Annotated in this window: 18 protein-coding genes; 4 read left to right on the top strand and 14 right to left on the bottom strand. The window is 65.6% G+C overall.

The window, feature by feature from the left end; all coding sequences use genetic code 11:
• Positions 1 to 6 precede the first annotated feature (6 nt).
• The 7 genes from ACP8LP_RS01330 to ACP8LP_RS01300 all read right to left on the bottom strand — a co-directional run bounded on the left by ACP8LP_RS01330 (position 7) and on the right by ACP8LP_RS01300 (position 9,272).
• A complete protein-coding gene (locus ACP8LP_RS01330; protein WP_016666861.1) occupies positions 7 to 813 on the bottom strand; it encodes a DoxX family protein in 807 nt (268 codons plus the stop codon).
• Between the two features lie 103 nt (positions 814 to 916).
• Positions 917 to 2,152, bottom strand: a complete 1,236-nt coding sequence (locus ACP8LP_RS01325; RefSeq protein ID WP_334338781.1) for a DNA polymerase III subunit delta' — start codon at positions 2,150 to 2,152, stop codon at positions 917 to 919.
• Between the two features lie 54 nt (positions 2,153 to 2,206).
• The gene (gene tmk / locus ACP8LP_RS01320) at positions 2,207 to 2,854 is read right to left on the bottom strand and encodes a dTMP kinase (RefSeq protein ID WP_016666859.1); all 648 of its coding nucleotides are present in this window, start codon (positions 2,852 to 2,854) and stop codon (positions 2,207 to 2,209) included.
• Positions 2,847 to 4,334: a hypothetical protein gene (locus tag ACP8LP_RS01315; protein WP_063279251.1), complete on the bottom strand. Its 1,488-nt coding sequence runs from the start codon at positions 4,332 to 4,334 to the stop codon at positions 2,847 to 2,849. Before ACP8LP_RS01315 ends, tmk begins: the two co-directional genes overlap by 8 nt.
• A 1-nt stretch (position 4,335) precedes the next feature.
• Complete coding sequence (topA, locus tag ACP8LP_RS01310) at positions 4,336 to 7,125, bottom strand: type I DNA topoisomerase (protein WP_063279252.1); 2,790 nt, start codon at positions 7,123 to 7,125, stop codon at positions 4,336 to 4,338.
• 238 nt (positions 7,126 to 7,363) lie between these two features.
• Positions 7,364 to 7,654, bottom strand: a complete 291-nt coding sequence (locus tag ACP8LP_RS01305; RefSeq protein WP_004810388.1) for a DUF2249 domain-containing protein — start codon at positions 7,652 to 7,654, stop codon at positions 7,364 to 7,366.
• 100 nt (positions 7,655 to 7,754) lie between these two features.
• Positions 7,755 to 9,272 carry a methyltransferase gene (locus ACP8LP_RS01300; protein ID WP_016666856.1) on the bottom strand — a complete coding sequence of 506 codons (1,518 nt, stop codon included), beginning with the start codon at positions 9,270 to 9,272 and terminating at the stop codon, positions 7,755 to 7,757.
• On the opposite strand from ACP8LP_RS01300, the gene ACP8LP_RS01295 reads away from it, so the two are divergent.
• Positions 9,260 to 11,569 carry a DEAD/DEAH box helicase gene (locus ACP8LP_RS01295; RefSeq protein ID WP_484483226.1) on the top strand — a complete coding sequence of 770 codons (2,310 nt, stop codon included), beginning with the start codon at positions 9,260 to 9,262 and terminating at the stop codon, positions 11,567 to 11,569. The two genes, ACP8LP_RS01300 and ACP8LP_RS01295, sit on opposite strands and share 13 nt — an antisense overlap.
• Before the next feature lie 300 nt (positions 11,570 to 11,869).
• Here ACP8LP_RS01295 and ACP8LP_RS01290 read toward each other — a convergent pair whose 3' ends face one another.
• The 7 genes from ACP8LP_RS01290 to ssd all read right to left on the bottom strand — a co-directional run bounded on the left by ACP8LP_RS01290 (position 11,870) and on the right by ssd (position 16,915).
• Positions 11,870 to 12,274: an Rv3654c family TadE-like protein gene (locus ACP8LP_RS01290; protein WP_050796893.1), complete on the bottom strand. Its 405-nt coding sequence runs from the start codon at positions 12,272 to 12,274 to the stop codon at positions 11,870 to 11,872.
• Positions 12,271 to 12,588: a TadE family type IV pilus minor pilin gene (locus ACP8LP_RS01285; RefSeq protein WP_004810384.1), complete on the bottom strand. Its 318-nt coding sequence runs from the start codon at positions 12,586 to 12,588 to the stop codon at positions 12,271 to 12,273. Before ACP8LP_RS01285 ends, ACP8LP_RS01290 begins: the two co-directional genes overlap by 4 nt.
• A gap of 89 nt (positions 12,589 to 12,677) precedes the next feature.
• On the bottom strand, positions 12,678 to 12,965 hold the full coding sequence (locus ACP8LP_RS01280) for a DUF4244 domain-containing protein (RefSeq protein ID WP_004810383.1): 288 nt from the start codon (positions 12,963 to 12,965) through the stop codon (positions 12,678 to 12,680).
• A 215-nt stretch (positions 12,966 to 13,180) separates the two neighbouring features.
• Complete coding sequence (locus tag ACP8LP_RS01275; protein ID WP_016666853.1) at positions 13,181 to 13,930, bottom strand: type II secretion system F family protein; 750 nt, start codon at positions 13,928 to 13,930, stop codon at positions 13,181 to 13,183.
• A complete protein-coding gene (locus tag ACP8LP_RS01270) occupies positions 13,927 to 14,697 on the bottom strand; it encodes a type II secretion system F family protein (RefSeq protein ID WP_016666852.1) in 771 nt (256 codons plus the stop codon). Before ACP8LP_RS01270 ends, ACP8LP_RS01275 begins: the two co-directional genes overlap by 4 nt.
• On the bottom strand, positions 14,694 to 15,860 hold the full coding sequence (locus ACP8LP_RS01265; protein WP_016666851.1) for a TadA family conjugal transfer-associated ATPase: 1,167 nt from the start codon (positions 15,858 to 15,860) through the stop codon (positions 14,694 to 14,696). Before ACP8LP_RS01265 ends, ACP8LP_RS01270 begins: the two co-directional genes overlap by 4 nt.
• Positions 15,857 to 16,915 (bottom strand): septum site-determining protein Ssd, encoded by a 1,059-nt coding sequence (ssd, locus tag ACP8LP_RS01260; protein WP_016666850.1) that lies wholly within the window; start codon positions 16,913 to 16,915, stop codon positions 15,857 to 15,859. Before ssd ends, ACP8LP_RS01265 begins: the two co-directional genes overlap by 4 nt.
• 271 nt (positions 16,916 to 17,186) lie before the next feature.
• On the opposite strand from ssd, the gene ACP8LP_RS01255 reads away from it, so the two are divergent.
• The 3 genes from ACP8LP_RS01255 to ACP8LP_RS01245 all read left to right on the top strand — a co-directional run bounded on the left by ACP8LP_RS01255 (position 17,187) and on the right by ACP8LP_RS01245 (position 19,869).
• Positions 17,187 to 17,801: a class I SAM-dependent methyltransferase gene (locus tag ACP8LP_RS01255; RefSeq protein ID WP_252906072.1), complete on the top strand. Its 615-nt coding sequence runs from the start codon at positions 17,187 to 17,189 to the stop codon at positions 17,799 to 17,801.
• A gap of 167 nt (positions 17,802 to 17,968) precedes the next feature.
• The gene (gene nhaA / locus ACP8LP_RS01250) at positions 17,969 to 19,237 is read left to right on the top strand and encodes a Na+/H+ antiporter NhaA (RefSeq protein WP_016666848.1); all 1,269 of its coding nucleotides are present in this window, start codon (positions 17,969 to 17,971) and stop codon (positions 19,235 to 19,237) included.
• 95 nt (positions 19,238 to 19,332) lie between these two features.
• Positions 19,333 to 19,869, top strand: coding sequence for a phage holin family protein (locus ACP8LP_RS01245; protein ID WP_016666847.1), 537 nt, complete (start codon positions 19,333 to 19,335; stop codon positions 19,867 to 19,869).
• The last annotated feature ends 88 nt before the right edge of the window (positions 19,870 to 19,957 follow it).

The raw sequence follows: 19,957 nt of genomic DNA, 5'->3' as shown, positions 1-19,957 counted from the left end.
CTCGGCTCAGTAGCCGGCCTCCTCAGCCTTCGCAGCGGCACGGCTGCGCCGGTAGGCGGCGTCAATCGACCAACCACCGGCGCCCAGGAAGAGCAGCAGAACACCGCATCCGGCTAGCAGGAGCTCCAGTTCCCCCTTGAAGCCCATGGTCTTGAAGATGGCGAAACTGCCCCAGAAGATGAAGGTCAACGCCAACACCATGATGATGATGACGCCGACTCCGGCGATGCGGGTGAACAGGCCGAGGATGATGCACACGGCAGCAATGCACTCGCAGATGCCGAGCACCCATACGCCGGTCTGGGCGTATCCGCTGGGCAACGGGAGAGTCTGCACGGCGCGCAGGGTCAGATCACGCTGGGTGAGGTGCTGGAACCCGTGGATGCCCAGGATACCGCCGACGACGATGCGGAACAGGAACATGCCCAAGGAGGCCATGGCCTTGTCGGTGGTGCGTTTGGGGGTCGGCTCAGCCACTGGCTCCGGCTCGGGCTCGGCATGGGCGGCACGACGCTGACGCTCAGCCTCGATCGCCTGACGGTCAGCACGCTCACGGGCACGCTGATCAGCCAGCTCACGGCGGCGACGCTCCTCCTCGAACTCACGATCATCAACGACGCGGGTCTTCTCGGTGTCGGGACGGAATACGTCGTCGTCGATGACGCTGGTGCGCTCCGAGTCCGCCGAATCGCTGGGCTTGATGACTTCAGTGCGGTTGGCATCGGCATCCACGCGGGAGGCCCCCGTCTGGATGACCCGGGTGGTCTCGGCGTCGGTGGAGTCCGCTGCAGTCCTCTTGATCGCCTTGCTCACGCTCAATCCTCACGACTTGGGGACCGCACCGAGGATACGGTACGGCACATTCACACTGTGCCACGAAAATGGCTCCGGCAGCGGTGCAACACACCGTTGTCATTCACTTCGTCAGGCCTTGACAAGTGGGATTCGCCAGAGAGCGAGCTGCTCCCGTCATGGCGATGAGGAGAGTTTCCATCACGAGCAACGGGGTGACGCCGTGCTCGAGGGAGTTCCTCGCGTCCAAGATGGCGTCGATGGTGGCAACGGTGTGTTCGGGGCTCTGGGAATGCGCCACCCGGTGCAAGGAGGCTGACCAGCCGGCATTGACCAGCCGAGCCCCTCGCAGAGCGTTCTCCTCCTCCGGACGTACTGCCCCGGTCTGGATGGCCAACACATCGCGGTGATAGGCGGTCAGCTCCGTCAGGACGCGATCCAAGGCGTCCCGCTGAAGTCGCTTCGACCGCGCGGCCTGCTGCTTCTCCAGATCCCGGATCGCAGCCTGTGCATTGCGCGGACGAGCCCCTGCGGAACCAAATCCCAGGGCCTTCTCCAGCTCGGCGCGCTCGGAGGCATCGGACTCAGCGGTGGCAGCGGCGGCCTCCTCGCTGGCCTGGTTGACGAGGTCCTCGGCTGCTTGCAGGCAATCCCCCAGGCTCCGCAGCCGGGTAGGGAGCTCACCGATGGCGTTGCGGCGCGCTCGAGCCTCCTCATCGCGAGCCAGATGGCGTGCCCGGCCGATGTGGCCCTGACCAGCTCGAGCAGCCTCGGCGGCCATCTCAGGGGGGATCCCGTCACGTCGAGTCAGTAGGTCTGCCACAGCTTCGTCGCGCGGGGTGGCCAGATGGAGACGTCGACACCGAGACCTGATCGTCACGATGACGTCCTCAGGAGTGGGCGCGCACAGCAGCCAGACGGTCTTCGGCGCTGGCTCCTCGATGGCCTTGAGCAAGGCATCCGCGCCTCGTTCGGTAATGCGATCCGCGTCCTCGACGACGACCACCTGATGACGACCGTGCGCCGGGTTCATCGCCGCTCGTCGCACCAATTCACGCACTTCGTCGACACCGATGGACAGCGCCTCGGTGCGGACCAGGGTGACGTCCGGATGAGCGCCTGACAAGGTGGTTCGGCAGGCATTGCATTGTCCGCAGCCGTGCTCGGCGCACTGCAATGCAGCCGCGAAGGCCTTCGCCGCGTTGGACCGGCCCGATCCTGGCGGTCCGGTGATGAGCCAGGCATGGCTCATGGCGTGGGAGGAGCGACCCGGTTGCGACTCCGCCGCACGGCGCAGCACCTCGACGGCCTTCTCCTGACCCACGAGATCGGCCCACACACCGGTCAACACATCGCTCACGGGATCATCGTTGCAGATCATGTCGACACCTTCGTAGTGACGGCGTTCGATTGCTCACCGGTCGAGGAGTTCGCTCACCTGCTTGCTGACTGCATCGCGGATCTCCTCACGACGCTTCCGAGCGTTGAGGACGAGATAGCGCTCTGGGTGAGTATCCGCAAGGTCGAGGAAGTGTTGGCGAACCCGCCGGTGGAACTCCTCACCGGCCGCCTCCATACGATCCTTGGCGGCAATCTTTCCGGCCCCCTCGGAGGGATCAACGTCGAGCAACACCGTCAGATCGGGGACGAGGCCAGCCGTCGCCCAACTCGCGAGTTGGGCCACCTCCTCAGGGTCGAGGACGCGCCCGGCCCCCTGATAGGCGATCGTCGAGTCGATGTAGCGATCACAGACGACGACCTTGCCCTCACGTAGAGCCGGCATGATCACCTGCTCGACATGTTGAGCCTTGTCAGCGTTGTAGAGCAGGGCCTCGGCACGCGGGCAGATCTCCGCCGAGTCGGGGAACAGCACCAGTTCCCGGATCCTCTGCCCGAGCCCGGAGCCACCGGGCTCACGGGTCATGAGATGCGAAATGCGCTGACTCGTCAGCCATTGGTCGAGTAGCCGGGACTGAGTCGTCTTGCCGGCACCGTCCCCACCCTCGAGGACGATGAAGAGGCCGCCCAGATCGCGTCCGGTGCGAGTCTGCTGATCAGTCATGGAGAGCCTTCAGAATCTTGCGACGATGCTGTGGCCAGTCGTCCCGGAACGATTGCCGGGATGCGGACATGGCCGCCCGAGCCCGCTCCACCTGACGTCCAGCCTCGAAAGCCTGCTCGGGAGACATCTCGGAGACGTCGACGTCCTCGGTCACGTTGTTCTTGGTCCGGGCCAGTTCCTTGACGACCGGGCGCAGCCGCTTGGCCACCTTCTCGGCTCGACCGGTGTCAAGGATGCCGGCGACTGCGGCAGCATGACGGGCAGACGTCTCGGCGGCCGCCCATCCCTGGGAGTCCTCGATGTCGTCGCAGACTGCCACCGCATGAGCGACCGACTCCTTGAGCATGCGCTTCATCGTCGAACGGGCGGGCAGATCGGGATCAACAGTCACACGCGGCGACCGCGCCGCCGCCGTCATCTCCTCGAGCAGCTGGTAGTACTCACGGGGCAGGCTGTGGATGCTGATGTGGCTGGGGTCCAGCTTCATCATCCGCAGACACAGATCCCGGGCACGATCGACCCATGGCGGATCGAGCAGACCCGACATCGCGTCAAGGGCCTCCGACAGCGCATGAATCTCCTTCTGGACAGGCCGAATGGACCCATGAGTGCCGTCGTGGATGCTGGGAGCCGAGGTCGTCACCGGGTCGTACCCCATGCCAACCAGGTCAGTGCGGTCCGGGGACTCGGGAAGGACGCGCGGCTCGGTACGTTTCGTCTCAGTCGACCCGAGGTCCATTCCCTGGCACCGCGCGGCCAGGTCCGCCTCGACGACGTCGCGCAGTCGCCCGGCCAGCTGGGCCGACACCCACGCCTGCGTACCGGCGCCGTCATGCAGATGAGGACGTGGGTAATCGGTCAGGGCTCCGGCACCCGGGCCCAGGCGGCGCAGCACCGAGGGATGACGGGTGACGGGCACCCCGCCCAGAGCGAAGATGCGGTTGGTGAGCCATTCCCGCTGACCCTCCGTGAGACCCCGACGCGGGTTGATGGTCAGCTCGCGAACCCTCGACGTCGTCACCCCGGATTGGACGACGGCAATCCGGTCGTCGCGGATAAGGGCCAACTTGGTGGAGTCAGGGGCCTCCAGCATGGTCTCGTTGCGCTCCCAGGACAGGGCCGCCACCGGACACAGGGTCGCCCCACGCAGGAACGGACGAGCCAGGCAGGCGAAGTCCCGGGGCAGCTCACCGGCCGCGTCGAGGGCCACCGACCGAGCAACCGGAAGCCATGACGACCATTCCGGAGCGTCCATGTACCACTCCCCCAGCCCGTCGACGACGCGGTGAGCGATGACGATTCCCGATCTCAGCAGTCGGTGGTCCGGGGAATCGAGCAGGGTGACCTCGCACTCGATGGTGCGACGCGCCCCGACAGTGGCGACGGTGGTGTGCAGGTCGGCCGGAACCGGTCGAGCAGCCGTCCACGCCAACTCGAAGTACAACGGTTCGGTGCTTCCCGAATGCCACGCCGTGGTCATCTCAGCTTCCTGACGACGACTTCGCAGCTGCCTTCTTCATCGTGGTCGACTTGGAAGACGTGGACCTCGAGGTGGACTTGGTCGTCGACTTCCTCGCAGTGGTCTTGCGGGTGGTCGTCTTCCGCGTCGTCCTCTTCTTGGCCGGGCCCTTGGCCCTCTTCTCGGCCAGCAACTCCTGTGCGCGCTCGGGGGTGATGGCCTCGACCGAGTCGTCCCTGCGCAGGGTCGCGTTGGTCTCGCCGTCGGTGACGTAAGGGCCGAAACGGCCGTCCTTGACGACGATCGGACGCCCGGAGGTCGGGTCCTCGCCGAGCTCACGCAGCGGCGGCTTTGCGGCCGCGCGACCGCGTTGTTTGGGCTGGGCGTAGATGGCCTCGGCCTGCTCCAGAGTGATGGAGAAGATCTCCTCCTCGCTGCCCAGGGAGCGCGAGTCGGTGCCCTTCTTGAGGTACGGGCCGTAGCGTCCGTTCTGAGCGGTGATCTCGGTGCCGTCGGCGGCCGTGCCCACCACGCGTGGCAGGGAGAGCAGCTTGAGAGCATCGTCGAGGGTGACGGTCTCGAGATTCATCGACTTGAACAGGCTGGCGGTGCGCGGCTTCACCTTGCGCTTGGTGCGACGCTTCTTGCCGTCCTTGGTGGTCGTCTCGACGACCTCGGTGGCCTCGTCGTCGTCGAGCACCTCGGTGACGTAGGGACCGAAACGGCCATTGCGGGCCACGATCGGACGGTGGCTGTGCGGGTCCAGCCCGAGCTCGCGATCCTGACCGTTCGGGCTTGCCAGCAGCTCCTTGGCAGCCTTGATGGTGAGTTCGTCGGGGGGAAGGGCGTCGTCGACGTTGGCCCGGTTGCCCTCGGAGTCCTCGACGTAGGTGCCATAGCGACCCACCCGGACGACGACGGAGTCTCCGATCGGGAAGGTGCAGATGGACCGGGCGTCGATGTCCCCGAGCTCGGTGACGAGCTGGTGCAGTCCTTCGTGGCCCTCGGCGGGCGTCGGGACGTCACCGTCGTCGGACTTGGTCTGGCCGAAGTAGAAGGCCGAGAGCACCGCGACGCGGTCAGCGTTGCCGCGTGCAATCTGATCGAGGGTCTCCTCCATGTCGGCGGTGAACTGGTAGTCGACGAGGTTGGAGAAGTGTTCCTCGAGCAGCCTGGTGACGGCGAAGGCCAGCCAGGTCGGAACAAGGGCCGATCCCTTCTTGAAGACGTAGTCACGGCTGGTAATGGTTCGGATGATCGAGGCGTAGGTCGACGGACGGCCGATCTCCAGCTCCTCGAGTTTCGCCACCAGACTGGGCTCGGTGTAGCGGGCCGGCGGACGTGTGTCGTGACCGTTGGCCGTCACCTCGCGCGGATCCAGGTCCTGGCCCTGCGAGAGCTGGGGCAGGCGCTTCTGGGCGTCGTCGGAGGCTCCCTCGTCGACCGACTCGACGTAGGCGCGCAGGAAGCCGTGGAAGGTGATGGTGCGACCGGATGCCGTGAGGGTGGCAGTCCTGACGTGACCGTCGGCAACGCTGATCGGGGAGGACGGGGTGGCGCCGATCGTCACCGAGAGAGTCTCGCCCTTGGCGTCAGCCATCTGGGAGGCCAGGGTACGCATCCAGACGAGCTCGTAGAGCTTGAACCTGTCGCCGGTCAGGCCGGTCTCGGCCGGGGTGCGGAAGTGCTCGCCGGCGGGACGGATGGCCTCGTGGGCCTCCTGGGCGTTCTTGACCTTGGAGGCGTAGATGCGCGGCTTGTCCGGGACGTGGTCGGGACCGTAGAGCTCGGCGGCCTGGCTGCGGGCCGCACGGATGGCCTCCTGGGACAGGGCCACCGAGTCGGTACGCATGTAGGTGATGTAGCCGCCCTCGTAGAGCTCCTGGGCCACTGACATGGTGCGCTGGGAGGTGAAGCCGAGTTTGCGGCCGGCCTCCTGTTGCAGGGTCGTGGTGCGGAAAGGAGCGTACGGACGACGGGTGTACGGCTTGGACTCGACCTTGGTGACGGAGAACGAGGCCTTCTCCAGGGCCTTCGCGATGGTGGTCGCGGTGGCCTCGTCGAGGCGGCGCACCTTGGAGGTGAGGTCGCCGTGGGAGTCGAAGTCGCGTCCGGCAGCGATCTTGGTGTCGTCCAGGGCGACGAGACGAGCGTTGAACTCATCGGACTTGGCGGCCAGAACGGCCTCCATGTCCCAGTAATTGGCGCTGGTGAAGGCCATCCGCTCACGCTCACGGTCGACGACCAGACGGGTCGCCACCGACTGCACACGACCGGCGGACAGCCGCGGAAGCACTTTCTTCCACAGCACTGGGGAGACCTCGTAGCCATAGAGACGGTCAAGGATGCGTCGGGTCTCCTGAGCGTCGACGAGGTCGGTGTCAAGTTCACGGGTGTTGGCGACGGCCTCGTTGATGGCCTTCTCGGTGATCTCGTTGAAGACCATCCGGCGCACCGGAACCTTGGGCTTGAGTTCGTCGAGCAGATGCCAGGCAATGGCCTCTCCCTCGCGGTCACCATCGGTGGCGAGCAGAAGTTCGTCGGACTCCTTGAGCAGGCCCTTGAGCTCACGGATCGTCGACCGCTTCTCCGGGGAGACGACGTAGATGGGGGTGAACTCGTCGTCAACATTGACGCCGGTGCGTGCCCAGGACTGACCCTTGTACTTGGCGGGCACCTCGGAGGCGCTGGTGGGCAGATCTCGCACGTGACCCTGGCTGGCTCGCACGGTGTACTTGGGCCCCAGGTACCCGGCAATCATCGTGGCCTTGTGGGGTGACTCGACGATGACGAGGCTCTTGGTCGGTGACATTCCTGCCTTCTCCGTTGACGTGATGTGGGCTGCCCCGAGGAGGACGGTCCGCGGCCCAATGTAGCGGCACCGTCGCCGGTGGTCGCGCGTCAACCGTAACAACAGCCGTCGCATCGAGCACCTCGAGTTCGCTCGCAACGAGAACACCCTGCCCCCGACGAGCCTGTTCGGCCAGCCTGTTTCGGGCTGGACGGCAGGAGGTCGGAGGCAGGGCGCGTTCACATCCTGCGAGAAGGTCTCAGGCCTGCTTGGTGAGCTTGATGTGCCACTCCTCCGGGCCCTCGGTGAGGTACTCGATGCCGAGGGATCCATTGATCTGCTCGAGCTGGCTCAGCAGGGGCAGCGGATTGTGTGGGGCGATGAGGACCATCGAGGCGCCCGGCTGCAGTTGGGCGAAGGCACCGATGACGGCACCGTGGCGGATGGCGTGCGGAATGGTGCGCACGTCGAGCTCGGGCAGTCCGGCATTGCTTTCACCACAGCTGCAGTGATGGGTCTCGGTGAGGGGGATCTCCTGGTGATCGGTCATCAGTTCTCCTTTTTGATGATTTACTCACCAAAAATAGCGCACCGAGGAACACCCCTGCCACCGGGGCTAGAGTGGTCATCGTCCACCGGTTCTGAAGGACTCAGGCAGCCTCGAGGATGCCGTGACGCAGGCACTCGCGGACCAGCGGGAGCACCTCGGCGAGGACGTCCTCATGGTCGACCTCGAGGATCGCCGAGACGGCGCCGGTGATCTGTCCCAGGGTGAGTTCCCCGTCGCAGGCTCCCAGCACCCCACCGGAGGCCGTCGTCATCTCCACGGCACGGCACAACCCTCGACGCTGACGCAGCACGATGTGCTCCGGATCGGTGGCCCCGGGGCGTCCGGTGGTCTCGTTGTCGACGTCAGAGGCAATACGCCAGCGCCGGGCCACCAGGTCCTCGTCACTCAGACGAGCCCAGGTGACGGCCTGGGCTCGCTGGGCCATCGTCCCTCCGATGGGTTGTGCGACCTGCCAGGGCCATTCCTCGAAGGACAGATCCGGCTCGTCGCGACCAGCCTTCGTCAGCGTGATCCAACCCAGGGAGACACCGGTGACGTCGAGGGTGTCGAAGTAGGACAGCCACTCGTCGTAGCGAGGACGCCATTGAGGGGATCCGTCGAGGCCGGCATCAGTGAGCCACGTCTCGATGTATTCGCAGACGTCGAGGTGTTCCCGCTCGACAGCCCACAGGTCACAGCCAGTCCCCTCGACCCAGGTGGCCAGTCGCTCGGACCACGGCTGATCTCCGATGTGGGCCCAGTTGGCGAGAACCTGAAGCATGCCGCCGTCGTTGAGGCGGGCAGGGGCGCCACGGACGACGGCTTCCACCAGGCCGTCGCCGGAGAATCCGCCTTCTCGGTAGACCAGACGCTGACCGTCCGGGCTGGGAGGGGCCATGACGTATGGCGGATTGGTGACGATGAGGTCGAAAGTGTCATCTCCAGCAGGGTCGTAGAGGGACCCTTCCCGAATGTCCACGTCCGCATGGGAGAGACGGCACGTGAGTTCGGCCATCTGAAGGGCTCGTGGATTGATGTCAGTGGCAACGACACGGTCAGCGTGGCGAGACAGGTGCAGGGATTGCACGCCACATCCACAACCCATGTCCAGGGCGCTCCCGACATGGGTGGGAACGGCCATCTGGGTCAGGGACACCGATGCCGGCGAGACGCCCAACACGTAGTCGGAGCGGGTTTTGGTGATGACCCTGTCCAATCCCGGGGTGAGGTCGGAGACAGTCCAGCCGGAGGCGCCGTCGTCGGGAGAACCGTAGGGACGCAGGTCGACCAGGGCACGGACCGTCGGCCCGTCGACGCTCACGATTCCTGCCTCGGCGAGGGTCTCCAGTGGCAGTGGCGAGAGCTGCTCGGCGGGGACCTGCTGTTGAAGCAGCCAGAGCCGGATGGCCCCAGCCAGCGGATCGGTGCGACCCACGAGGGCCCGGGCGGCCGGGGTGGTGCTGTTTCTCGTCAGTCCGAGCTGCCCGGGGTCCCCGATGGCGGCCATAACGGGGTCCGTGAGGAAGCCGATATCAATGAAGGTGTTCCGCAGCTGTTCGATCTCGTCGGCGGTGAGGTGTCTGCCCATGGTGGCAATCTTGGCGCGTGGCCGTTCCATCTGTCCCGTCGATACCCGACGGCAGGACTGTGTCACGACTGCTGGCCAGCCCCCAAGTGGTGCACGTCGATCATCGTGACGCTGCGTCTGGGCGCACCTGTGAGTGGCCGTCATGGCTGCCCGAGGATTGTCGCAAAGCCGTGGAGAAGGCCGGCATCTCACACCCGTGGGAGCATCAAGCGCTGCTAGCAGAGTTGGCGAAAGCCGGACACCACACCGCCATCTGCACCGCAACGGCATCTGGCAAGACCTTGGCCTACCTGTTGCCCATCATGGCGGCGACGGCGTCGACGACTCCGGTGCTGCCTGACCCGCCCACCCCGAATCTGTCGGCCTCCCTGCGCGATTCCCTGAAACGCAACAGCGCCTTGTATCTGGCCCCGACGAAGGCCCTGGCCCACGACCAGGACCGGGTCTGTCGCAAGATCGGGCCGCGCAACTGGTTGGTTTCCACCCTCGACGGTGACTCCGACGACGCCGAGCGTCGATTCGCCCGGGAGCAGGCCCGGTACGTCCTCACCAATCCAGACATGCTGCACCACACAGTGTTGCCCTCCCACTCCCGGTGGGCCTCCCTACTGGGAAGTCTGAGGTATGTCGTCATCGACGAGGCACATCGGTACCGCGGGGTCTTCGGGGCCCACGTGGCCCAGGTCATCCGTCGGCTTCGCAGGCTCTGCCGGATGCACGGGGCTGATCCGGTCTTCCTGCTGTCGAGTGCGACGTCAACGAATGCGGCTGAGGCCGGGGCGCGTCTGCTCGGAGTGGAGAAGGTCGATGTCGTCGACGAAGACTGCTCTCCTCATCCGGGACGCGACGTCGTGCTGTGGCAGCCGGCCGAGTCGGTGTCCAGCGACGCCACCGGGTTGGTGGCGGACCTTGCCGACGCCGGGATGCAGACGATCTGTTTCGTCGCCTCACGGTCACTGGCAGAGGTCATCTCTGCCCACGCCCAGGACCGGGTGACCGGTGGGGCGCGGATCGCCTCCTATCGCGCCGGATACCTGCCCGAGGATCGTCGAGCCATCGAAGCCGGGTTGCAAAACGGATCCGTGCGAGCCGTGGTGGCGACGAACGCCCTGGAGCTGGGGGTGGACGTCTCGGGGATGGACGCCGTCGTCATCGCCGGATATCCCGGACGACTGTCGTCCCTGTGGCAGCAGGCCGGTCGCGCCGGCCGGTCCGGACGTGACGCCCTCGTCGTCCTCATGGCCCGGGAGAATCCGCTGGATCAGTACCTCTTCAACCACCCAGAACTGTTGTTCTCCTCGTCGGTGGAGTCGACAGTCCTGCATCCAGACAACCCTTATGTCCTCGGTCCGCATCTGGCTGCGGCCGCCCAGGAGGCCTACCTCTCCCCTGCCGACGAGGAGTTCTACGGGTCAGCCTTCGCCGGAATGTGCGAGATGTTGGCAGCCCAGAAGGTGCTGCGACGACGTGGGAATCGGCTGTTCTGGACCCGCCCGGGGCGAGCTGTCGACGCCATCGACCTGAGATCGGCAGCTGGCAAGGGGATTGACATCATCGATCGGTCCACCGGTCGAGTCATCGGGGTGGTCGACGAGGCCGCCGGGGATCGAACGGTTCATCCGGGAGCGGTGTACCTGCACCAGGGCGACCAGTGGTTGGTCGACGAGTATGACCCCGCCGAGCACCACGCCCTGGTGCACCAGGGTCTGCCGGGCTACTGGACCCAGCCACAATCGGCGTCAACGGTACGCATCATCCAGGAGGAGAAGCGCCGAGATTTTGGGCCGGGCTATGTGGCATGCGGGCAGGTGGAACTGACCGAACAGGTCGTCGGATATCTGCGTCGCGACGAGATCACCAATGACGTCTGGGACTCCACAGCCCTGGACATGCCCACCCACACCATGATCACCCAGGCGTGCTGGTGGGTCATCCCTGACGAGGTCGTCGACAAGCTGGGACTGGATGCGGTTCATCTGGCGGGGGCGGCTCATGGTTGCGAGCACACCGCGATCGGGCTGTTGCCGATGTTCTCGCCGTGCGATCGGTGGGATGTCGGCGGGGTGTCGACGGTCATGCTGCCCGATACCGGGGCGTGCACCATCGTCATCCACGATGGCCAGGCCGGTGGGGCTGGTTTCGCGCAGGCCGGTTTCGACAAGGCCGAGGAATGGTGGCATGCGACCGCTCTGCGGCTGGCCCAGTGTGAGTGCGAGTCGGGGTGTCCTGCCTGCGTCGTCTCGCCCAAGTGCGGTAACGCCAATCAGATGCTCGACAAGGCATCGGCGGCCGCGTTGACAGCGGAGATGGATCCGCTGGGAACCTGATCCCAGTTCAGACGTCGCCTGCCACCCCGGCAATACCTGTCGGATCGCTGGACGATGACCGCCGGTGCGGCGATGGAGTCATCCCCCAGGGTCTTCGACCCTTCCTTCGCATGAGCGAATTACCTACTGAGAATGGCACGCAGTGACGACGGTGATCCGCCCCAGCTCCATGACGAGGTCACGAATTACTGCGGTATCCGTGCACGATCACCTGGCTGATCATGACCCCGACGTTGGGGACGGATCACTGACGGTCTCGACGTCACACGTGTTCTTCCTTGCCAACCTCCTGTTTCCGGCTCACTCGATCGGGCCGGCTCGAGAGGTTTTCACCACCGTCGTGGGCATGCCAGGCAACTCCCATCCGCGGTGGGGCCTCATCCCCACATCGACGATGACGGTGAACCCCGTCGGTCCACCACGCACCTCACAAGCCATCAGCTGAGCTCCGTTCGCCCGCACCGTCTGATACGCGACCGGACATCCCGACTCGCCGAGGGCTTCAGCTCGTCCGGCCGCCAAGGAAGCCATGTCGGCCACCTCCTCAGCGCGATGACCGGCCGACCACCATCCCGTCACCAGGATGGACAGCCAGACCGCCGCGATGAATCCCACCCCGGCAGCCGCCAGTATCACGGTTCCCGAGCCTCGTTCCCGGCGCGCATCGCGACCACCGGACGAGCGGCGATGACACCACCTCCTCATGACTCCCCCGGTTCCATCGGCGAGCGCGCCTGACCGCGCAGATGAACCGGTCCGAGCCGTCCCAGGGACCGATTAACCTGGACCGTCACCTCAACCCAGCCACCCGAGGACCTGGTTGACACCTGCGCCCCGGTCGGGGCGTGTCTCTCGGCCTGACGTGCCGAGGCTGTGTCGCCACGAGCCACCTGGCGGGCCACCTGGGCAGCCGTCGTGCGACAGGCATCCTCGACGACCACCAGCCCCACCACCCAGCAGCTGGCCACCACGACCAGGGCTGCCGTGATGAGACTGACGGCCATCTCGACCGTCACCATTCCCCGCGACGCGTTCTGTCCGGATCGCCGCGAGGAGCGACCCGGCGTGGCGGACGCCCGTTGACGCCCACCACGACGAGTCAGCCTGATCACGGCAGCATGCCTCCGGCCTTGCCGATGATGCCGACGACCAGCTTGAGCAACTTAGTGAAGACCTCCTGGTGAGTGACGATCTTCAACATCACCAGGGCGAGGGCGACGGCAGCAAGAATGCCGACGGCGTACTCTGCGGTGGCCATGCCGCGATCGATGAGTTTGTTGCGGGCTGCTCGGTATCGTCCCCGAGCTGATGGTTCCACCGCAGCTTCGGTTGAACCAACCAGGTCGAGGGACCTTGCAGAGATGACGGGTTCAGTCGTTGGGTTCTTCTCAGACACTGTCGTCTCCTGTCTGTTCTTGCGGCCGGACCACTCCCGACCGAGGTGAGGCCCACGCCTCACACCTTCAGTTGTCGTCTGAACCCTCGAGATCCGTCACCTTTTTCATTTCTGTGGACAACCCCCGCACGACCGTCTCAACCCCTTGTGGATAACCACTTTTGCCATGGACATGACGATGCCGGCCGCACCCTCAAGCACGGCCGTCACCCTCGTCACACCACCCCGAGCACCATCCCGGCGATGATCGGCACCACCCCAACCAGCAGGAAGGCTGGGAGGTGACAGCAGACCAGCGGGCCGATGGCGTCGACGCCGGCCTTGCGTGCCTTCTTCCCCGCCTGCTCGGCAGCAGCGATCTGCAATTGCGCGGCGTGGGCCGACAACAGCTCACTGACACCCTCGCCCGAATCAACGGCTCGTGAGACGTCCTGAGCCGGATCTCTCCACACCGGCGCCGACGCGAGGACGCTCCAGGCCTTGGAATCCGGAACCCCAGCAGCCAGGGATGACGCCAACCGGCGCAAGTCCTCAGCACAGGGCCCGTCCAAGGATTCCGCCACCGTCGTCACCGCCGATCGCAAGGGCAGGCCGGCCTCCATCGCGCTGGAGAGCATCATGAGGGTTTCTGGCAGTTGGGCCGCCCTCCGCTGCTCCTCCCGCCGATGCGCAGAAGACTCCAGCCGCCCAGATCCCCACCACACCACGGCTCCGGCAGCCCCGGCGACCACTACTGCCACCGGGAAGGGCCAGGAAACTGCGGCCATGACCCCGCACCCGGCCGCCAGGCCCGCCACGACCCGAACCTCGAGAGCGGGGGCCCCGCTGCGAGGGGCAAGCCAGGCCGGAGAACGTTTGCGAGATTTCGTTCGAGATTCCCCCGCTGGTAGGACGATCAGCCAGGCCGCTACTGCAGCCATCACCATCGCTGGAATCAGCGTTCTGTCCACATCGATGTCCGTCATGGCAGGGCCTCCCTCGCCACACGATCCGCCAGGGACTCGCTCCACAGCACCCCGACACAGGCCAGCAGGGTCGCACCCACCAGGCAGGCCCTCCCCAACCAGGTGGTCGTCAGGAAGACCGTCGGGCGCGCCCCGACGAGATGTCCCATGAGCAACCCGACGAAGGGCAGCAGGCCCATGATCCGTCCAGACGCCCTGGCCGCGGCGAGTTCGGAGTCCAAGGTGGCTTCCAGGCGAGCCCGCCGAGCGGTTCCTTCCGCCACTGACTTGGCAGCTGGGGCGAGTGGAGCACCCGTCGTCGCGGCCAACTGCCAGGCATGGGCCAGGGGCACCAAACCCGCCATTCCCGGTTGACGGGCGGTCGCGATGAGGGCGTCGGGAACACTTCCTCCCACCGCTTGGGCCCTCTTGGCCCGGGCCAGCACCTCGACATCGTCAGCAACGTGGTCCAAGGCCATGGCCGGGATCTCCCCGACCGACACTCGGCCTGCCAGGGCTCTCGTCGCCCGGGCCACTTCCTGTCCGCCTCTGAGAGTCTGGGTTCGTCGTCGCTGTCTCCGCACGACGATGAACACCGTCCCTCCCACTGCAGTGGCCATGACGGCCCACACCACACCGCTGATGCCACACACCAACCCGACGGCCACAATCCCGGCCGGCACCACTGACCAGGCTGGCGGGCGTCGTCCCTCTTGTCGTCTCATGGGAGGCGGGACCACCATCCACACCGCCACACCCATGAGGGCCGCGGCCGCCACGATCATCATGGGGCCACCTCCGTCCCCAGCAGCTCGGACAATCTCCCGGCACCCGCACCGAGGCTCGTTGCACCATCCGCGTCCCATCGCACGGCTGGCAGCACAACTGCTCGACCGTCGACGTCAGTGAAGACGCCGATCTCGGCCACCCGTCGACCTGACGATCCCCGTTCCAGGTGGATGACGGTATGCAGGGCTGCGGTGATCTGGGCCGAAGCCGCGTCTCGCGACAGGCCGCCCAGGGCGGCAAGGGCCTCCAGACGAGCTGGCACCTCGGCCACACCGTTGGCGTGCACCGTCCCGCATCCGCCCTCATGACCCGTGTTGAGAGCCATGAGGAGGTCCCGCAGTTCGGCACCTCGCACCTCTCCCAGGACGATCCGATCGGGCCTCATGCGCAGGCACTGCCGCACCAGGTCCGTGAGGGTGACGGAACCTTTGCCCTCGGAATTGGCGGCCCGAGCCTCCATCGACACCCAGTGCGGATGGTCTATCCAGATCTCCCGGGAATCTTCGACGATGATCAGCCGCTGATCCGCTGGCAGACTCGTCAGCATTGCCGACAGCAGGGTCGTCTTGCCGGTTCCGGTGCCTCCAGTCACCAGGAAGGCCAGCTTGCGGATGAGGATCTCGTCGATGATCTGTCGGCACCCCGGGGTCATCGATCCCCAGGCCACCCAATCGTCGAGGGACAGGTTACGTCGCGATGGCACGCGCAGGCTGAGACAGGTTCCCGGTCGGGCCAGGACGTCGAGGACGGCATGAACTCGGGTGCCGTCGGGCAACCGGGCATCCACCCACGGGTTGCCGTCATCAAGACGACGTCCCACCGCAGCTGCCAGGCGCACCGCCAACGCCCGCACTTCCTCTGGTCCACTGAAGGTGACGTCGGTCAGTTCCAGCCCCTTGCCGCGGTCGATAAACACTTGGTCCGGGCCGTTGACCAGGACATCCGTGACCCCATCGGTCACCAGGAGAGGCTCCAGACGGCCCGCCCCGGTACTGGTCCGACGCAGCTCCTCGACGACTGCCAATACCGTCTTGTCAGAGGCCACCTGCCCGCAGTCGAGGATGGCGTGGGCGACGTCCATCGGCGTCCAGTCACGGCCAAGACCTGCCAGCCGACGACGCACCTGCTCGACCAGCTGACGGTCTGGCTCGTCGCCGCTCATGCGCACATCACCACCTCAGCCAGCTCCTGGCACCGGCGACGCCATCGTCGAGATGCCACCACCCACGGTGCCTCGGCGTCGCCCTGCCCACGAACCAGACGGCGGTCATCCCTCACCACGACGTCCGGTCGGACTCCCAGTACCGACTCGATGTCCTCGTCACACATCGATCGCCCAGGGCCACGCCTGACCACCAGCAGGTTGGGCAGGTCCTGGCCTCGCGCGGTCATGACAGACCTGAGATCGGCGGCGACCACACCGACCCTGACGTCAACCGACACCTCCGGGGCCGACATGTGTCCTGGATCCACCACGACGAGATCGTGATCCCCCGCCAGGGAATCCACCACGGCCCGGCGCGCCGCTGGAGGCACCTGGGCGCCCACCCTTCCCGCGCTGACCACCTCGACGCCGTCAATCGATGGCAGGTGGGACCCCAGATCGGTGGTCACTCCACGCGCCGAGGCCAACTCAGGCCACCGCCACCCGTCCGTCCTCTCGATACCCAACAACAGATCGATCCCGCCGGCGTGAGGATCGAGCTCGACCAGCCCGACCTTCATCCCTGATCTCGCGGCAGCCCATGCCAGTCCGACCGCCAGGGTGCTCACCCCGGTGCCGCCACCACTCGAGTCCACCTGCACCACCGTGGCCTTCGCGGTCGCGGCCATTTCGTCATGGAGGATCTCGGTGAGCACCTGGTTGGCCCGCGGCACGACGATGACGCTGGCCGACAGTCCTGCCGACCACCGTGCAGCCTCCTCGGCGTCGAAACCGACGACATGGGTTCCCGGCCGAGCCGACAGGCCCCAGGCCATCACTGTCCCGGCCATGTCGGCACCCACGAGCAGGGGGCCGTGACGCGACCATGCCCGCGCCACGATGTCCCGATCTGCCACGACCTCGACGACAACCCCGCCACTGGCCGCCACCGACCCGACGACTTCGGACAACCGGCTGTCTCGACTCACCAAGGCCACGGAGTTGGCGTCCGGGGCAGCGTCCTCGGCGGGCTGGCGCAGCGCCAGGTCCCGTCTTTCTCCAAGAATCCTCATACCTTCAGTTGTCGTCACAGGACGCGAAATCTGTCACCGAATCCTGGTTCTGTGGAAAACCGTGGCGAACCGCCGAGGAACCCCTGTGGACAACCCGGCCTCAGCAGTTCCCCCTACAATCGGGCCCATGGCAGTCACCTCCACCCCGCGTTTCCCCAGCGGCACGCTCGAATGGCTGACTGCTGGGCGCCTGGAGCCGGGTAGTCGGGTCATCGTGCTGTGCCCGACTGTCACCTATTGCCGGGCCGTGGCCTCTCACGGGGTCGACGTGCTGGCCGTCCATCGCGACCCTGAGACGGCAGCAAAACTCAACCGGACTCCCGGCGTCATGGCTGTCTGCGGATCGCCCGAGTCCTTACCCCTCAACCCCTGTAGCTTCGACGCCGTCCTGGTACATCAGCGATTCCACGAGCTCGCTCCCGGACTCGTGCTGCCCGAGGTCGCCCGCGTCCTGCGACCCAGTAGCGTCCTCGGTGTCTCCTGGCTGGTGCGTGACGACACCGTCCCGTGGGTCAAGAGGCTGGCAGCCCTGTTGCGCACTGTTGACGAAAGCGCCATGAGTGGCGATTACGGCACTGAGTCGGTGCAGAAACTCGTCTCCAGCAAGTACTTCCCCGACGATGAGCACACCACGAAGCGCCTCTGGGTTCCGGTCGATCGGGATTCCCTCATCGCCATGGCGGCCAATCTTCCTGCTGTCCAGGACCTCGACACCGACTCTCGCTCCGAGCTGCTGACCAAGGTCGCTGCTCTTGCTGACGATTCCGCCGGCATGAGTGGTCTGAGACTGCCCTACCAGCTGGAATGCTGGCGGGCTTGGGTCGATCACGACGAACTCACCACCCCCATCCGTCCTGACGACAACGGGCTCACCATCACTCTCTGACGCCCACTCATGGCGTAACGACACCGTCAGTCCACGAAATGAACATCGATGGGTGACGTCACACCCACTTGGTACCATTTTCAACGAGGTGTGCCGGGAAGTCTGGTCGGCGTGACCCTGTCCCCTATCCCCGCTGAGCCTGTGGCGCGGGTACGCGAAAGGCATTTATGACAGATTCCCACAAGAACAAGCGACCTCACATGAGCATCCTGCGGCCAGTGACGGGCCCCAACGCCCTTCACCTGTCCGACATCTTCCGAAACGAGACCACCGGCGGCATGCTCATGCTGGCAGCCACGGTCGCAGCCCTCTTGTGGGCCAATTTCGGTCAGCATTCGTACCACTTCTTCCGCGAGTTGACCGTTGGTCCTCTCACGATCGAGGGGTGGGCAGCTGACGGTCTGCTGACGATCTTTTTCTTCATCGCAGGCCTCGAACTCAAACGAGAGTTCGTCGAGGGTTCACTGTCACGACCCGCCGACGCCCTGGTTCCCATCGTCGCCGCCGTCTGCGGAATGGTGTTCCCGGCCGGCATCTACACGTTGTTCAACCTACTGTCCGCCGACGGACATCCAGCAGGTTGGGCCATCCCGATGGCCACTGACATCGCCTTCGCCCTGGCAGTACTGGCCATCGTGGGATCTGGACTGCCACAGGCCGTGCGAGCATTCCTACTCACACTGGCCATCGCCGACGACCTCGGTTCCATCATCGTCATCGCGGTCTTCTTCTCCAACGGAATCGACATCTGGTGGCTCCTGGGCGCGATCGTCTGTATCTCCCTGTGGGGAGTCATGCAGCACTTCCACGTCGACAACGGCTGGTGGTACGTCCCGATCTTCATCGTCGGGTGGTGGTGCATGCTGCACTCCGGTGTCCACGCCACCATCGCCGGTGTCGCTTTCGGTCTGCTCACCCGCACCGAGGAGGACGTCCTCGACGACCCCGTCGACCGTTGGCAGCACAAGGTTGAGCCGTGGTCCGCTGGTGCCGTCGTCCCCTTCTTCGCCCTCATGAGCGCCGGAGTGCAGGTTAGCAAGGAGACCTTCCTCGGTCTGTGGGCCCACCCCATCTCCCTGGGCATCATCTGCGGCCTCATCGGCGGCAAGGTCATCGGCATCACGTTGGGCTCCTGGCTGACTGCCCGATTCACCTCTGCCGAGCTGGGTCGAGGCGTCGTGTGGCGCGATATCATCGCGGTCGCCATGCTGGCCGGCATCGGATTCACCGTCTCGATGCTCATGACCGATCTGTCCTTCCCGAAGAACCACGGTTTCGCCGACGAGGCCAAGGCCTCCGTGCTCGTGGCCTCCTTCCTGGCAGCCATCCTCGGAGGTGCCCTGCTCCATCATCGCGGCAAGAGGCACAGCTTGTGGGAGGAGAAGCATCCTCACGAGGTTCCGGTGGCTGCCGGCACCTCGAACAACGCCGACTGACCCTGTTCCCTCGACGACAACTCGACCCGAATACAGCAGATCGAACCGATTCCCGTTAGGCTGAGACCATCATATTCATGACGCGGAGGCATCCCATGGCAGACAAGCTCCCGGTTGGCGACACGATCGACAACCTCAAGACGGACGGCCAGAAGTTCGTCCAGGACTCCAAGGCCTTGGTGACGGCGGAGATCAAGCCTGCAGCCAAGCACGCCGGGATTGGTGCCGGCATGTTCGGCGGTGCTGGCTACTTCGGCATCGTCGGCGCACTGCTGCTCTGGCTGTGCGGCGCCTTCGCCTTCTCCCTCATGTGGCAGCACATCGGTGACTGGAGCATCCTGCTGTCCCTGGTCGTTGGTTTCGCGACAATGGCCGTCGTCATGTTCATCCTGGCCGGCATCCTTGCCCTGGTCGGCAAGGGCCAGATCTCCCAGGTCAAGGCCCCTACCGGCGTCGTCGACGAGGCCAAGTCGACCCTCGCGGCTGTCAAGTCGGCCGTTGCCCGTGGCAAGTACAACGCCACTGCTCGCAGCAGTGTTGATGCCAGCGAGGTGTCCTCGCATGCCGCGTCGGCAGCCACTGGTGTTGCCGCTCCTCGCCGCGCCAGCGGCGCCACGGCTACCCGCCACTGAACTCAAAGTTTGACGCTGGCCCTCCCACGGCACTGTGGGAGGGCCAGCGTCGTTTTGTGCACCTTGATCTCGTGCTCTGACCTCGAGG

This window comes from Cutibacterium sp. LaCa_89, from assembly GCF_058177555.1.
The sequence above is the reverse complement of the archived record's forward strand: the minus strand, read 5'-3'. Positions and strand labels throughout refer to the sequence as shown.